General features: G+C 70.0%; 19 protein-coding genes. 14 read left to right on the forward strand and 5 right to left on the reverse strand.

Translation table 11 applies throughout. The features are described 5' to 3' along the window. Positions 1-2 precede the first annotated feature (2 nt). The gene (locus QN206_02110; protein MDR7613601.1) at positions 3-932 is read left to right on the forward strand and encodes an MBL fold metallo-hydrolase; all 930 of its coding nucleotides are present in this window, start codon (positions 3-5) and stop codon (positions 930-932) included. A gap of 53 nt (positions 933-985) precedes the next feature. Continuing rightward, the gene (locus tag QN206_02115; protein MDR7613602.1) at positions 986-1,249 is read left to right on the forward strand and encodes a winged helix-turn-helix domain-containing protein; all 264 of its coding nucleotides are present in this window, start codon (positions 986-988) and stop codon (positions 1,247-1,249) included. Here the strand turns inward: QN206_02115 and QN206_02120 are convergent. Together QN206_02120 and QN206_02125 are read right to left on the reverse strand one after the other, a co-directional pair. Next, positions 1,201-2,175, reverse strand: coding sequence for an NAD-dependent epimerase/dehydratase family protein (locus QN206_02120; protein ID MDR7613603.1), 975 nt, complete (start codon positions 2,173-2,175; stop codon positions 1,201-1,203). The two genes, QN206_02115 and QN206_02120, sit on opposite strands and share 49 nt — an antisense overlap. A 36-nt stretch (positions 2,176-2,211) precedes the next feature. Continuing rightward, complete coding sequence (locus tag QN206_02125) at positions 2,212-3,240, reverse strand: cyclic nucleotide-binding domain-containing protein (GenBank protein MDR7613604.1); 1,029 nt, start codon at positions 3,238-3,240, stop codon at positions 2,212-2,214. A gap of 191 nt (positions 3,241-3,431) precedes the next feature. On the opposite strand from QN206_02125, the gene QN206_02130 reads away from it, so the two are divergent. The 9 genes from QN206_02130 (at position 3,432) to QN206_02170 (ending at position 8,649) form a co-directional block, all read left to right on the forward strand. Beyond that, positions 3,432-3,698, forward strand: a complete 267-nt coding sequence (locus QN206_02130; GenBank protein MDR7613605.1) for a hypothetical protein — start codon at positions 3,432-3,434, stop codon at positions 3,696-3,698. A 170-nt stretch (positions 3,699-3,868) separates the two neighbouring features. Beyond that, on the forward strand, positions 3,869-4,588 hold the full coding sequence (locus QN206_02135) for a DUF4386 family protein (protein MDR7613606.1): 720 nt from the start codon (positions 3,869-3,871) through the stop codon (positions 4,586-4,588). A 78-nt stretch (positions 4,589-4,666) separates the two neighbouring features. Beyond that, positions 4,667-5,218 carry a cupin domain-containing protein gene (locus QN206_02140; GenBank protein ID MDR7613607.1) on the forward strand — a complete coding sequence of 184 codons (552 nt, stop codon included), beginning with the start codon at positions 4,667-4,669 and terminating at the stop codon, positions 5,216-5,218. Positions 5,219-5,316: 98 nt separating this feature from the next. Then, the gene (locus tag QN206_02145) at positions 5,317-5,832 is read left to right on the forward strand and encodes a hypothetical protein (GenBank protein MDR7613608.1); all 516 of its coding nucleotides are present in this window, start codon (positions 5,317-5,319) and stop codon (positions 5,830-5,832) included. Between the two features lie 264 nt (positions 5,833-6,096). Beyond that, positions 6,097-6,525: an SgcJ/EcaC family oxidoreductase gene (locus tag QN206_02150; GenBank protein ID MDR7613609.1), complete on the forward strand. Its 429-nt coding sequence runs from the start codon at positions 6,097-6,099 to the stop codon at positions 6,523-6,525. Positions 6,526-6,547: 22 nt separating this feature from the next. Continuing rightward, positions 6,548-6,964 carry an ester cyclase gene (locus tag QN206_02155; GenBank protein MDR7613610.1) on the forward strand — a complete coding sequence of 139 codons (417 nt, stop codon included), beginning with the start codon at positions 6,548-6,550 and terminating at the stop codon, positions 6,962-6,964. 37 nt (positions 6,965-7,001) lie between these two features. After that, positions 7,002-7,241: a hypothetical protein gene (locus QN206_02160; GenBank protein ID MDR7613611.1), complete on the forward strand. Its 240-nt coding sequence runs from the start codon at positions 7,002-7,004 to the stop codon at positions 7,239-7,241. Between the two features lie 68 nt (positions 7,242-7,309). Continuing rightward, entirely contained in the window at positions 7,310-7,933 is a 624-nt protein-coding gene (locus QN206_02165) for a DUF1326 domain-containing protein (GenBank protein MDR7613612.1), read from the forward strand. Continuing rightward, a complete protein-coding gene (locus QN206_02170) occupies positions 7,930-8,649 on the forward strand; it encodes a DUF2182 domain-containing protein (protein MDR7613613.1) in 720 nt (239 codons plus the stop codon). The genes QN206_02165 and QN206_02170 overlap by 4 nt, the downstream gene beginning before the upstream one ends. Positions 8,650-8,673: 24 nt before the next feature. Here the strand turns inward: QN206_02170 and QN206_02175 are convergent, their stop codons facing one another. Next, positions 8,674-9,135: a hypothetical protein gene (locus QN206_02175; protein ID MDR7613614.1), complete on the reverse strand. Its 462-nt coding sequence runs from the start codon at positions 9,133-9,135 to the stop codon at positions 8,674-8,676. Positions 9,136-9,200: 65 nt separating this feature from the next. Here QN206_02175 and QN206_02180 point away from each other — a divergent pair, with 65 nt between their 5' ends. Together QN206_02180 and QN206_02185 are read left to right on the forward strand one after the other, a co-directional pair. After that, entirely contained in the window at positions 9,201-9,602 is a 402-nt protein-coding gene (locus tag QN206_02180) for a hypothetical protein (protein MDR7613615.1), read from the forward strand. Between the two features lie 68 nt (positions 9,603-9,670). Next, the gene (locus QN206_02185; GenBank protein MDR7613616.1) at positions 9,671-10,183 is read left to right on the forward strand and encodes a DinB family protein; all 513 of its coding nucleotides are present in this window, start codon (positions 9,671-9,673) and stop codon (positions 10,181-10,183) included. On the opposite strand, the gene QN206_02190 is transcribed toward QN206_02185, so the two are convergent. After that, positions 10,147-10,641 (reverse strand): NUDIX domain-containing protein, encoded by a 495-nt coding sequence (locus QN206_02190; GenBank protein ID MDR7613617.1) that lies wholly within the window; start codon positions 10,639-10,641, stop codon positions 10,147-10,149. The genes QN206_02185 and QN206_02190 overlap by 37 nt on opposite strands. 58 nt (positions 10,642-10,699) lie before the next feature. Here QN206_02190 and QN206_02195 point away from each other — a divergent pair, with 58 nt between their 5' ends. Next, entirely contained in the window at positions 10,700-12,433 is a 1,734-nt protein-coding gene (locus QN206_02195; protein ID MDR7613618.1) for an adenine deaminase C-terminal domain-containing protein, read from the forward strand. Here QN206_02195 and fdhD read toward each other — a convergent pair. After that, positions 12,430-13,287: a formate dehydrogenase accessory sulfurtransferase FdhD gene (gene fdhD / locus QN206_02200; GenBank protein ID MDR7613619.1), complete on the reverse strand. Its 858-nt coding sequence runs from the start codon at positions 13,285-13,287 to the stop codon at positions 12,430-12,432. The genes QN206_02195 and fdhD overlap by 4 nt on opposite strands. Positions 13,288-13,316 lie beyond the last annotated feature (29 nt).

Here is a 13,316-nt window from a genome sequence, read left to right on the forward strand (position 1 = left end):
GCATGCCGAGGACGCAGGTGGTGGAGAGGGGCGTCGTGCTCCTGGACCTGGAGCTGGGCGGCACGCCCCAGGTGCTCGGCGCCTATCTCCTCCTGGACGGGGAGCCCGCCCTGGTGGAGGTCGGGCCATCCTCGTGTCTAGGAGCCCTTGAGGCGGGGCTCGCGGAGCACGGGCTGGCGGTCTCCGACCTCCGGGCCGTGGTGGTCACCCACATCCATCTCGACCACGCGGGGGCCGCGGGCGTCCTCGCCCGCCGCAACCCCCATCTCCGCGTCTACGTGCACCCCGTGGGCGCTCCGCATCTCGCCCATCCCGAGCGCCTGGTGCGCAGCGCGCACCGCCTGTACGGGGACCTCCTGGAGGCGCTTTGGGGGGAGGTGGCCCCGGTGCCTCCGGACCGCATCGTGGCGGTGCAGGACGGGGAACGTATCCGGGTGGGAGGTCGCATGCTCCGGGTCCTGAACACCCCCGGCCACGCCAACCACCACCACGTGTTCCTGGACGAGCGGACCGGGCTGATGTTCACGGGGGACGCGGCGGGTGTCTGCCTGCCGGGATGCTCCGTGGTGCGGCCACCCACGCCCCCACCGGAGCTGGACCTGGAGGTCTGGGATCGCACCCTGGACCGCATGCGGGAGATCGCGCCCCGGTGCCTGGCCCTCACCCACTTCGGCGTGCGGGACGATCCGGAGACGGTGCTCGAGGAGATGCGCCGGCGGCTGCGGGAGATGGCGGAGGTGCTGCGGCCCGGATGGGAGGCGGGGGAGGATGTAGAGCGGCTCACGGAGCGGCTCCGACGCTACCTGGACCCGGAGATCGAGGCCCGGTGTGGAGCCCAGACCGCGGCCCGACAGGAGACGGCCGCGAGCTACCGGCTCAACGTCCTGGGCTTTGTCCGCTATTTCGAGAAGACCCGATCGGCTTCCGGGTAATGGGCGACGGTTCCTTGCTGCGGGATGGACAGCCCTCGGCGGAGGGTGCGGGGATGCGTGGGAGACACCGTCGGGGAATTCAGGAGGCCATCGCGGAGGCGCTGCGGACCGAGATCCTTCGGCAACCCCCTGGAGCGCGTCTGGCGTCCGTGGACGTGCTGGCGGCCCGGTTCGGCGCAAGCCCCAAGACCGTGGTGGCCGCACTGCAGGCCCTCGCCCGGGAGGGGCTCGTGGTGATCCGGCCGCGGGTGGGCGTGTTCGTGGCGGGTCAGGCTGCGAATTCCGGGATCAGTTCCTCCAGCACATCCTCCAGCTGACGTGCGGGTTCGTACCCAAGCTCCTGCCGGGCCCGCGCGATGCAGAAGTGGTGCGGAGCGCACATGGCCTGGAAGTTCTCCGGGGTCAGCAGCTCCCGTCCCGGGACCCGGAGCAGTTCTCCGAGCGCCCGCAGGACGACCGCCCCGGGTCGGACCAGGAAGCGGGGCACGGACACCACGCGTACCCGGACGCCCAGGGCCCGGGCCCCGAGCTCCAGGAGCCCCCGGAGGGTCCTGCGCCTCCCGTCTGTGATGTTGTAGGCACGGCCTGCCGCGTGTGGGGCCGTGGCCGCCAGCAGGTGGGCTCTCGCCACATCCTCCACGTGCACGAGATCCACGGGCACGGTCCCTCCCTCCACCACGGGGAACCACCCGCCCCGCAGGACGGAGATCGCGGTGGGCAAGAAGTAGGGATCTCCAGGTCCGTACACAAAGCAGGGTCGCAGGATCACCACCGGGAGTCCGTGCTCCGCCATGTACCGCAGGCAGAGCGCTTCCGCCCGCACCTTGGATTCCCCATAGGGGCCGCTGGGGTGTGGCGGCGTGTCCTCGTCCGCCCCTTCCGGCGCGGCCTCCCCGTACACCGCCACGGAGCTCGTGAACACCACCCGCCCGATCCCCGCGGCCGCCGCGGCCCGCAGGACGTTCTCCGTCCCGTCCACGTTCACGCGGAACAGGGTCTGCGCATCCGCGTTCGGGCCTAGGGCCGCGGCCACGTGGAACACCGCATCGCACCCCTCACACGCCCGCGTGAGGGCGGGGAGGTCTTCCAGGGTCCCGAAGATCACTTCCGCTCCCACCGCGCGCAGGCGCGCGGGATCCCGACCGGGCCGTACAAGCCCCCGCACCCGCCACCCGTGGGCCCGAAGAAGTGACACGAGGTGGCTCCCGATGAACCCCGTGGATCCTGTCACGAAGGCCAGCATCCAGAGAACGATCTTACCGGACGGACCGGCCTCCCGTCAGTACAGTTCCCGCCGGAGGCGGTCCGCGAGGATCCATCGATCCCCGGCCCGCCGGACCATTCCCATGCGCTCGAACCTCCCCAGCCACCTGTTCACGCTCTCCCGGGTGGCCCCGATGAGGTGGGCGAGTTCCGTCTGGGAGAGCCGGGGGCAGAGCACGGTACCGTCATCTTGCCGCTCTCCCTGCTCGACCCCTAGCCGGAGCAGGATCCGCACCAGGCGCCCCCGCACGTCGAGGAACGCGGCGTCGCGCACCTGCAGGTCGGCAGCCTGAAGCCGCTGGCCCAGCAGGTGGATCAAGCGCAGGGCGACCTCGGGTCGCTGCCGGAGCCAGCCGACCAGATCCTCGCGGGCTACGAACAGCACCACGCAGTCGTCCTGCGCCACGCCGTCCGCCGAGCGCACTCCGCCATCGAGCACGGGGACTTCTCCCACGACCTCGCCCGGGCCCAGCAAGGCCAGGGTCCGCTCCCTTCCGTCCGTGGAGGTGAAGCCCACCCTCACCCGTCCCCGCTCCACGAGGTAGACGCCGGTGGCGGGGTCGCCCTCCCGGAAGATCACCTCGCCCCGGTGGTACAGCCGCCGCCGCACCGCGCCCGCCAAGGGGGCCAGTTCCGCTGCGGTATACCCGGCGAACAGCGGCAGGCGCGCCAGCTCGGGCTCCCCGGCCGTACCGGGCGGGGCGGCCTTGACCGGTCCCGCCTCGTGCGGCTCCTGCTGGTGCGCGTTCTGCAGCCCGAAGACCGCCAGCATCCCCTCCCCCAGGAGGTTTGACACCGGGACGCCGCACCGTTCCACGACCCGACGCGCGAGGTCGTAGAACTGCCCCAGGAGCCCGCGCCCGTCTTCCGGCTCACCGGCGGCCTTGCCGGTGTTGCGGTCGGCGAGCACCACGGTGACCACGCTGTGACTGGAGGCGGACGTCCCGGCCAGCGTCCGGGCGGTCCCGCAGTAGGGACAGAACTTCGCGCCGGCGGGAACCAGCAGCCGCTGACAGGTCAGGCAGACCCTCGCCTTCCTCCTCATCCCCACCCCCGGATGGTCCGCCCGCACCATCCATCTGATGCAAGCGTACCACGAAGGCGGGCCGGTGTCAGCGCGGCCCCGCCGGCTCCCTGTGACGCAGTTCACCTCGCCGCGGTGGCCTGGCTCACTGCAGCCCGCGCGAGCACCCGCTACCGTGATCTGCGACGCTTCGTTCCAGGAGGAAGACACACATGGCCGTCATGGTGACCGCCGACGTTCCGGGTCAAACCCAGGAAGGGTACGAGGAGACCATCCGGCTCCTCGGCCGCGCCCTCCGGGAGGCTCCGGGCTTCATCATGCACTTCGGCTACCCCATCGAGGGCGGCTGGCGCGTGGTGGAGGTCTGGGAGTCGTCGAAGGACGCCGCAGAGTGGTTCGCCCGCCACGTCCGCCCCAATCTCCCTGCGGACCTCCAGCCCCAGCGTCGGGTGCAGGAGCTCCACACCCTCATCCGATGATGCGCCGGACGGACAAGTCTCGGTCGAGGGCCGGCAACGCCACCCGCCCCGTGGTCTGGACAACGATCATCATGATAAGCGACATGGGGTAGTCGCCTCACCGGCTGACGTGCTCCCCTGGGGGCATTCTGGGGAGGAAAGTCGAGACCTATTGTAAAGGAGAGACCTCTATGCTTGAGTGGCAAACTCGACGGGATACCGTGGCACTCGCCATCGCTGGTGCCATCCTCACGCTGGTCCTCAATGCGCTACATCCGCACCCGAGCGACCCCACGCCTGAGGCGTTCTTGCGCCTGGTGGCGGCGCACCCCTACTGGGTCACGCTCCACCTGGGGCTCAGCCTGGGGATTCTACTCATCGTGGGCGCGCTGGCGGGCCTCACGGACGCCCTGCGGGAGACGCCTGGCGCGCGCCTAGCGCGCTTCGGCCTTCTGACTGTGCTGTTGGGCGCCTCTCTGTTTCTGGTCAACTTCGCCATCGACGGGATCGCTATGCAGGGCATTGCCCGCGCGTGGACCGGGGCTGCGCCAGCCGAGCAGGTAACAGCCTTGCGGATCGCCGACGCGCTTGACCGCGCGAACTTCGGCCTCTACACGTTTGAGACCATGCTGCTGCCGGGGCTGCCTTTCGTCCTGTACGGGCTCGCGGTCGTACGCAGTGGCAGCTATCCGAGGCTGCTGGGCTGGGTCGGTGTCCTAGGCGGCAGCGTGTCCTTGGCCGCCGGACTGCTGCAGGCGTACACCGGTCGCTCACCGCTGGCCAGCGTACTCTTCGTGGGCGGCTCGATGCTGGTCACGCTGTGGATGCTGATGCTCGGAGTCGCGATGTGGCGCCTCGCGGGGCGATCATCCACCGCAGTTGAACCGGCGGCGCTTGTTGGGCCAGGATGACAATGACCCCCGGCTTCTCGACCGCACCGTTAGGCCACGGGCGGATCGTAGGGTCATCTGGTGTGAGGGAGCTGCGACATGGCACAGATCGGACAGGAGATCGTCAACCCCCGGACCGGGCAACGCGTCCGGTTCGTCGAAACGGCGGATGCGTCCGGCGGTGCGCGGCTCGTCCTCGAGTGCGTGAGCCCGCCCAGCGCGGAACGGGAGCCCGAGCATGTCCACCCCTACCAGACCAATCGGTTCGCGGTGCGTCGCGGCGCGCTCCGTTTTCGCATTGCCGGTCTGGAGCGCGTCGTGGCCGCCGGCGAGGAAGTGAGCATCCCGCCGGACACGCCGCACCATTTCTGGGTCGAGGGCAGCGAGCCCGCCGAATACCGGCAGGAATTCGAGCCGGCCCTGAACACGGAAAGCTTCTTCGAGGCCCTCTTCGGCCTCGCCCAGGCCGGGCGGTTGAGCCGCAGCGGGATGCCGCCGGTCCTGCTCCTCGGCGTGTTCGGACAGAGGTTCTGGCCGACCGTGCGCCTCACGCGGCCCCCGAGTTGGGTCCAGCGGTTCACGTTTGCCGTGCTGGGGCCGCTCGGCCGGTTGCTCGGCCAGCGCTTGCCCTCGGCTCGGGATAACGGGTGAAGTGCGGAACTGAGGCACCCGTTCGAACGGGGCGAACCGCGGCCTGAAAAGCATTAGGTGGCGCCGGACAAGGGGAACCTCGGCCAAAGGAGCCTGTCATGGACCAATCGCAGACGGCAGCCACGTTCCACTGGGCAACGCCACTCGGGGTGAGTGTGATTTGCTTTCTGGTGTCGGGAGTTGTCCATCTCTTGATCGGGATCCTCACGCCGATCTTCGTCAACTCACAATTCGGACGTAGCGCCATCTTCATCTCGCAGCGAACCGACAGCCAGCTCTTCCGGGCAGCGCCATCCGACCTGCTCGACAGGAACAAGGAGCTGGCGACGTTCCGCACGCTCTTCTTGACCAACGCGGGCGGGTCCCTGGTCATCATTGGCCTCTTCATCGTGTCCCTCGCATGGTTCGGCCTTCGCCAGCACCAGGTGTGGGCGTTCGTAACCCTCGTTCTGGCGGGACTGGTCGTTCTCCCCTACTGGTTTCTCGTTTTCAAGCCCTACCTGAACGCGGGCATCTCCATTCGGTTCGCCGACCTTCCGCCGATCTTTTGGATACCAACTCTCGTCCTGCTCCCGGGGATCATCTTCGGTTGGCTCGGCCTGCGCTCCTCTTGAGCCACATTGACCGGCAAGGCGAACTGGCGGGTGAAGCGCAGTGAGTACGAGCATCACAAAACCGGGCCAGGCGGAGTGGAGCACCGTCTTCTACCAGGGCATCCACGCCCCCTACCTGCACAGCGGCGACCGGCGCAGCGAGCAGGCTACCGTCCGGCCTAGGCGGGGAAGTGCGGCCGTTCACACCGTGGCCGTGACCGGTTTTATATCCACCGGCCGGCCCGCACAGTACCCTGAAGGAACGCCGCCGTAGAGGAGGTCACGGTGCCGTCTCGGGACGAACAGGCCATCTACCGGGAGGTCGAGGCGTTCTCCCGTGCGTGGAACGCCGCGGACGCCGACACCCTCGCCGCCTTCTTCACCGAGGACGCGGTTCGGGTGGGTGCGTTCGGGGACGTCCAGCACGGCCGCGGGCAAATCGCCGCGGCCTTCCGACACCTCCTGCAGGAGCGCATGGCGGGGGCCACCGTCCAGCAGGAACAGGGGACGGTACGCATGCTCTCCCCAGAGATCGCCGTCTGGCAAGGCGGGATCCAGATCCGCCTCCCCGGGGGGACGCTGCTTCAGGGACACGCGGTCCAGGTCATGAGACGGGTGGGCGACCGCTGGCTCATCGTGGAAGCCCACCCCAAGCTCTTCCCGACAGCCCCGGAGGTGCCGGGGCCGTCTTTCACTCCGCACGAGCGGGCCTGACGACAGAGAGGAGAGAAGCGCGATGAGCGATGCGACGGGCACCATGCGGGAGTACCTGGAAGCCGTCTCCCGCCGGGACTTCGAGGGAATCCGCCGGCTGCTCCACCCGAAGTACTCGTACGCGGGCTCCGACGGCCAGCGCCTGGACGGGCCCGAGGCGGGCGTCGCCGTGGCCCGGATGTACACGGCCGCGTTCCCCGACCTCACCTTGGACGTCACCCGCATGCACGCCGTGGGCGACAGCGTGGTGGTCACGGAGTTCACCGCCCGCGGCACCCACCGAGGGGAGCTCATGGGCGTCGCGCCCACGGGGCGGAGGATCGAGGTCCCGGTGTGCAACGTGGTGGACGTGCAGGACGGCAAGATCCTCGCGGAGCGCGAGTACTTCGACACGGGACTCCTGCACCAGCAGCTCGGCCTGGCCGGCCGGACCGCGTAGGAAGAGCCACCGGGAGGGCCGCACACGGGGGTGTGGGGTGACGCACTGGTCCTTGCTCCCAGAGCTGGCGAGACAGCGCATGAGTCAGCAGCTCGCGGACGCGGAGGCCGCCCGCAGGGCCCGGCTGGCAGAAAGGGCCAGGCAGGGGAAAGGCGGGAACGGTCCGGGCCGGAGGGTGGCCGTGGCCGCGTGGGGTGCGGTGCTGGCGTGGGCGGCGCGGTTGGGCATGTCCTGGGCACGCTCGTCCGCGCTCTTCAGGGGGACGAAACCGAACTGAAGCCGGTGGATCAATTGGCGAGGGGAAGGAACCGACAGAACGCAAGACACAACACACGGGGGTGAGCGATGGGTCAAGCAGCTCGCTGGCAAATCTCCGGCGAGTACTTCGAGAACTGCTCGTGCGACGTGGTCTGCCCCTGCGAGGTCTCGCCCCTGGGCTTCATGCAGGCGCGGCCGGACCAGGGCCACTGCAACGTGTACCTGGTCTTCCACGTGAGGGAAGGGGCCTACGGCGGGACCCGGCTGGACGGGCTGAACGCCGTGGTCGCGATCCACGCCCCCGGTCCCATGGCGCAGGGGGACTGGACCGTGGCCGCCTACCTGGACGCCCGCGCCTCCGCCGCCCAGCAGGAGGCCCTGGGCGCCATCTTCTCCGGGAGCGCGGGAGGGCCCCTGAGCGCCGTCGTGCCCCTCATCACGAAGAACCTGGGGGCCAAGGTGGTGCCCATCGAGTACCGGAACGAGGGCCGCAAGCGCAGCGCCCGCATCGGCGGGATCCTGGAGGCCGTGGTGCAGGCGGTGCCCGGCGCGAACCCGGAGGAAGAAGTGGTGAAGCGCAACGTGCACCCCATGTTCCCGGAGCTCGTACAGGCCACCGGGTTGGTGAGCCGGTACACGGACCACGGCCTGCAGTGGGACCACATGGGCAAGAACGCGGACTACGCGGCCTTCCGGTGGACCGGGCCGTGACCGAGAGCCCCGCGCTTCCGCAGGCCCGCAGAGCGATGGTCGCGGCGGTCCTCCTGATGGCCATCGCCGCCTGGGCGGTGGTGGTCCGGCAGGCCACCGGGGACGACCAAATGGCCATGAGCCCCGCGGTGTTCCTCGGCAGCTGGACGACCATGATGTTGGCCATGATGCTCCCGTCCGCGCTCCCGGTGCTGCTCACCTTCGACCGGATCCAGGCGGGCAGGCGGAAGCAGGGGGGGTCCGGCGTGCCCACCTGGGTCTTCCTCGTGGGGTACCTGGTGGTGTGGACCGCGTTCGGTGGTGTGGCCCTGGGAGTCCGGGAGTTGCTCGGAGCTGTGGGGGTCTCGCTCCACGGGCAGGGTGCCGCCGGCGTGCTTCTGGTCCTGGCTGGAGTCTACCAGTTCTCGCCCCTCAAGCACGCGTGTCTGGGGAAGTGCCGGAGTCCGCTCGGCTTCGTGCTCGGCTCCTGGCGGGACGGACGGCCGGGGGCCGTCCGCATGGGCCTGGAACACGGGATCTCGTGCCTCGGCTGCTGCTGGGCCCTTTTCTTGGTTCTGTTCCCCCTGGGGCTCATGAACCTGGCGGCCATGGCGGCCCTGACCGCCCTCGTCTTCGCCGAGAAGGTCCTGCCTGCCGGTCCGAAGCTCGCCCGCGCCACGGGGTCCGGGCTCGTTGCCTGGGGGCTTTTCACCCTGGCACGGGCGGGCTTCGTGTGAAACCGGAAGTCCGTCTAGCCGTGGTTACGGGCCCGCCGACTCCCCCAGCCGGACCGCGTGGGACCGGAAGTGCAGCTCGAAGGAGGTCTCCCACTCTTCCTCGGTGCGGTCCACGTCCATGGCTTCCTCCCGGGTGGCCAGAAACGGCGTCCGCAGCGCCCACGGGCCCACGAGCTCCACCTCCAGCTCCACGGCCCGCTCGTTCAACACCACCTGGGCGCCGGGGGCCACCCGGTCCGCGGCGCGCTGGGCGGCTGCGTACAGGCGCCGGATGGCCGCCCAGTTCTGCAGCACCTCCTCCGCCCGCCACCGGGCCTCGTCCTCGGTGCGGCCCCTCACGGGCTGCGGAAAGAGGTAGGCTCCTTCCGGATCCCGCAGCCGCACCTCCCACCGGGGTGGATCTTCCACCGGTCCCCGGAACTCGAACCGGTAGGTGACCCCGAAGGCTTCGAACATCTCCTCCCACTCGCGGTACGGCGGACGCACGGTTTGCTCCTTGTCCCCCAGGTTTGCCCTACAATGGTAGCGCAATCAAGACACGGGGGGAGACCATGGTACGGTTTGCCGCAGCCCTCGCGGTCCTGCTCCTCGGTTCCGCATCCCTCGCGCAAGGATCGACGGAGGACGGGACCGTCTACATCTGCAACGAGGTGGCCTTCCGGATCCGGACGGCTGCGGCGGGCCAGAGCATCGAGCAACGGCGGGAGGCAGTGCGGCTGCGCCTCGTCCAGGCCTACGCCCGAGGACGCATCACCGCGGCCCACATCACCCTGCGCAGGGTGCCCGGTGGGTGGGCCATCTCCGTGGGCGATCAGCTCCTCGTCACCGTGACCCCGGCGGACGGCCAGGCGAACGGGACCACCGCGGCCGCCCTCGCCCGGGTGTGGCTCGGGCGGCTCCGGGATCTCCTGCCCCGGTGCCGGTTAGAGGGGCCTCCCGACGTTCGGCCGTAGCACGAGGAGTCTGGCGGCTTTGCGAAGAACCTCACCATCAACTCCTCGCTAAAGGGAGGGCTGCCGAGATGGGGATCTACCCCGCGGACGCGTACGAGTACCTGGTGAAGGCCCGGGAGCGGCTGCTGGGCTGGGTGGGAGGACTGTCCCAGGAGCAGTACACGCAGGAGTTCCCCATCGGCCTGCGCAGCATCCGGGCCACCTTGGTGCACATGGCCAGCGCGGAGTGGGGATACGTGCGGCGCCTGCTGGGAGAACCCGTTCCGCCGCCACAGGAGCGGCCCTTCGCCCCGCACGCGCAGGGGACGTTTGCGCCCTTCGCGGAGGCGTGGGCCCGTCAGGCGGAGGAGACCCGCCGGGTCTTGCGCTCCATCGAGGACTGGAACCGGCCCGCGGAGTACGTCATCCCGCTGGGCGGGCGCCCGCGTCGCTACCGCACCACCGCGGCTGGGATCGCCACCCAACTCCTGTTCCACGAGGTGCACCACCGGGCGCAAGTTATGGCCATGCTGCGGCAGCTGGGGATCCCCGCGGAGAACCTGGACTACTCCGTGCTCATGTTCGAGCCCGTGGAGGAATAAGGCCCAAGGGTTTCGAGGGCCAGGCGGGCACACAGGGAGCCCTGCCGGGCGGCTTCCTCGAGGGCAGCGGCCCTCGCCCACCGCCAGTCGGTGTAGTGGGTGACCCCGGGGTCAGAGGAGGGCTGAGGGAGCCGGGGCTCGGGACCCACGAGCTCCGCCTCCCACAGGCGCATCTCCAGCCGGTATCCGGACCGCTCCTGGACACCGTGGGCCCGCACGCCCAACAGACGCACCTCGATCCCCAGCTTTTCCCGGGCCACCCGGTGCACCGCCTCGATCTCTTCCTCTCCCAGTCGGAGAGTGGCCGCGGGCAGACCCCACACGCCCGGGAGCTCCTCCTCATGCTCCGGCCTTCGGACCACCACGAAGCGCCCGCGTTCCCCAGGCGGATACACGAGCAGGGCCACGGATCGCTTCACCACGGCGCACCCCCTCGGACGGATTCGCGTGCTCCACACGCGGCTCCTCCTCCCACGGTACACTGAATCCGTGTGGACCCGGCGTACGCTGGAGGAAGTGCAGGCCCTGATGCAGGTGGCGCGGGGAGAGCGGCCCGCGGACCTTGCCCTGGTGGGCGGGCGGGTGCTGCTCGTGCAGTCGGGGGAGGTGTTGCCCGCGCACGTGGCGGTGGCCGGACGGCGCATCGCCTACGTGGGTCCCTCCACGGACTTCATCGGACCGAAGACGAAGGTGGTGGACTGCGCGGGGAAGGTGATCGTGCCGGGGTATGTGGAGCCCCACACGCACCCCACCCACATGATCACCCCGGGGGAGTTCGCCCGCATGGTGTTGCGCACGGGCACCACCACCCTGGTGGCGGACACCCTGGCGGTCCTCGCCCTCGCGGATCCGGGCCTGTGGGGGGAGCTGCTGGAGACCCTGCATCGGCTGCCCGTCCAGTACCTGTGGTTCCTGCGGTTCCAGCGGCCCACCCGATCCGCGGGATCCGAACGGTTCGAGCTGGACCTGCTGGAGACCGTGCTCCACCTGCCCTCCGTGGTGGCGGTGGGGGAGTTCACCCGGTGGACCGAGCTCTATCGGGGAGAGGAGGGTCTCCTGCGCAAGCTCGTGCGGGTCCGGCGGATGGGCAAACGGGCGGAGGGACACCTGCCCGGAGTCCCCTACGACCGGGTGCAGGTCCTCGTGGCCGCGGGGCTCAGCAGCGACCACGAACCCATCACCCCGGAGGAGGCGTGGGACCGGCTGCGCAGCGGCCTGTATGTCATGCTGCGCCACTCCTCCCTCCGCCGCGACCTCCCCGCCCTCGCGGAGGTCGCGAGGCGGGCAGGTCCGGCCTTCGGACGGTTGATGCTGACCGCGGACGGCTCGGACGTGGCCTACGTCGTGCGCCACGGATACTTGGATCACCTCCTCCGGGTGGCCATGGAAAGCGGCGTTCCGCCCCCCGCGGCCTATGCCCTAGCCACCCTCAACCCCGCCACCTACTACGGGCTCGACGAGGAGTTCGGCATGGTGGCTCCAGGACGGCTCGCGGACCTGTTGGTGCTCCCTTCTCTGGAGAACCCCACGCCGGAGCGGGTCATCGTCCGGGGCCAGGTGGCGGTGGAGGAGGGAGAGGTCCGCGTGGTGTTCCCCCCGCTCGACTGGGCCCGGTACTTCCCGCCTCGGTTTCGGGCGGAGTGGATCCCGCAGCCGGAGTGGTTCACGTTCCCCGCACCGGGCCCGGAGGTTTCCCTGGTGGGCATGGAGCTGGACAACGCGGTGATCACCCGCCGCCGGGAATGGAACCTGCCCGTGCGGGGAGGGCGCGCGGTGTTCCCGGAGGGCGTGGTCCTGGCCGTTCTGCTGGACCACGGGGGACGGTGGATGGTCCGGGCACCCCTCGGAAACTTCGCCCGCCGGCTCGGGGGACTCGCCTGCACCTTCAATGTCGCGCATGAGGTCCTGGTGTGCGGCCAGCAGCCGGAGGACATGGCCCTGGCGGTTCGGCGCGTCCAGGCCATGGGCGGTGGGGTCGCCCTCGTGGAAGGAGGAGCGGTGCGGCTCGAACTGCCCCTCCCCTTCGGTGGCTTGATGAGCTCGCTCCCCTACGAGGAGGTGGCCGCGCGGATCGAGCGGCTCACGGAGCTCCTCCGGGCCCGCGGATACCCGCACGACGACCTCTTCTACACCCTTTTGTTCCTGCCCTCCGACGGACTCCCCCGGGTCCGGCTCATGGCGGAGGGCCTGTGGGACGTGCGGGCCAATCGCCTGTTGCGCCCGCCCGAGTTCCTCGGTTTCGGAGGTTAACCCAGGGGCGCGGGGATCCGGACGCGCTCGGCTCCGCTGTAGACGTTGAAGCGATCCTCCCGCAGGAACCCCACCAGGGTCACCCCGAAGGCCCTGGCCACCTCCGCCGCGAGGCTGCTGGGGGCGGAGACCGCGCAGAAGATGGGGATTCCGGCCACCACTGCCTTCTGCACCAGTTCGAAGCTGGCCCGTCCGCTCACCAGCACGATGTGCTCCCCAAGCGGCAGCTTCCCCTCCAGGAACGCCCACCCCAGGAGCTTGTCCATGGCGTTGTGCCGTCCCACATCCTCCCGGAGGGCCAGAAGCCTCCCTCCTCCTTCGAAGAGGGCCGCGGCGTGTAACCCCCCGGTGAGGGCAAAGAGGCTCTGGGCCGCCCGCAGCTGCTCGGGCAGCCCACGCAGCACCGCGGCCTCCACCGCGGGACCCGGACCGACCTGGCACCCCCGGAGCCGCAGGGCCTCCAGGCTCGCCTTCCCGCACACCCCGCAGGCGCTCGTGGTGTAGAAGTGACGCTCCAGGGACGGCAACTCCGGGAGGGCATCCGTGCGGAGCTCCACGTTCACCACGTTGTACCGCTGTTCGGGATCCAGGTCCGGGTCCACGCAGTAGGAGATGCGGGCGATCTCCTCCCGGTGCGTCACGATCCCTTCCGTGAAGAGGAACCCCGCGGCCAGCTCGAAGTCGTGGCCGGGGGTGCGCATGGTCACCGCCACGGTTTTCCGGTGCGACCCCGCGACCAGGCGGATCTCCATGGGCTCCTCGGTGGCCAGGAGATCCCCGCGCACCTCCACCCGGTCCCCCCGTACCACCCGCACCTGCGTGCGGACCTTTGAAGCAGGCCGCCCCCCACCCATGACGCCACCTCCTCGGCCTCCCCGGATCC

It is taken from the genome of Armatimonadota bacterium (assembly GCA_031460175.1).
Classification (GTDB): Bacteria; Sysuimicrobiota; Sysuimicrobiia; order Sysuimicrobiales; family Sysuimicrobiaceae; genus Sysuimicrobium; species Sysuimicrobium tengchongense.

Excerpts from the sequence above, each read along its gene's own strand:
- QN206_02110 (MDR7613601.1), top strand. The coding sequence starts at position 3 with ATGCCGAGGACGCAGGTGGTGGAGAGGGGCGTCGTGCTCCTGGACCTG.
- QN206_02115 (MDR7613602.1), top strand. The coding sequence starts at position 986 with ATGCGTGGGAGACACCGTCGGGGAATTCAGGAGGCCATCGCGGAGGCG.
- QN206_02120 (MDR7613603.1), bottom strand. The coding sequence starts at position 2,175 with ATGCTGGCCTTCGTGACAGGATCCACGGGGTTCATCGGGAGCCACCTC.
- QN206_02125 (MDR7613604.1), bottom strand. The coding sequence starts at position 3,240 with ATGAGGAGGAAGGCGAGGGTCTGCCTGACCTGTCAGCGGCTGCTGGTT.
- QN206_02130 (MDR7613605.1), top strand. The coding sequence starts at position 3,432 with ATGGCCGTCATGGTGACCGCCGACGTTCCGGGTCAAACCCAGGAAGGG.
- QN206_02135 (MDR7613606.1), top strand. The coding sequence starts at position 3,869 with ATGCTTGAGTGGCAAACTCGACGGGATACCGTGGCACTCGCCATCGCT.
- QN206_02140 (MDR7613607.1), top strand. The coding sequence starts at position 4,667 with ATGGCACAGATCGGACAGGAGATCGTCAACCCCCGGACCGGGCAACGC.
- QN206_02145 (MDR7613608.1), top strand. The coding sequence starts at position 5,317 with ATGGACCAATCGCAGACGGCAGCCACGTTCCACTGGGCAACGCCACTC.
- QN206_02155 (MDR7613610.1), top strand. The coding sequence starts at position 6,548 with ATGAGCGATGCGACGGGCACCATGCGGGAGTACCTGGAAGCCGTCTCC.
- QN206_02165 (MDR7613612.1), top strand. The coding sequence starts at position 7,310 with ATGGGTCAAGCAGCTCGCTGGCAAATCTCCGGCGAGTACTTCGAGAAC.
- QN206_02180 (MDR7613615.1), top strand. The coding sequence starts at position 9,201 with ATGGTACGGTTTGCCGCAGCCCTCGCGGTCCTGCTCCTCGGTTCCGCA.
- QN206_02185 (MDR7613616.1), top strand. The coding sequence starts at position 9,671 with ATGGGGATCTACCCCGCGGACGCGTACGAGTACCTGGTGAAGGCCCGG.
- fdhD (MDR7613619.1), bottom strand. The coding sequence starts at position 13,287 with ATGGGTGGGGGGCGGCCTGCTTCAAAGGTCCGCACGCAGGTGCGGGTG.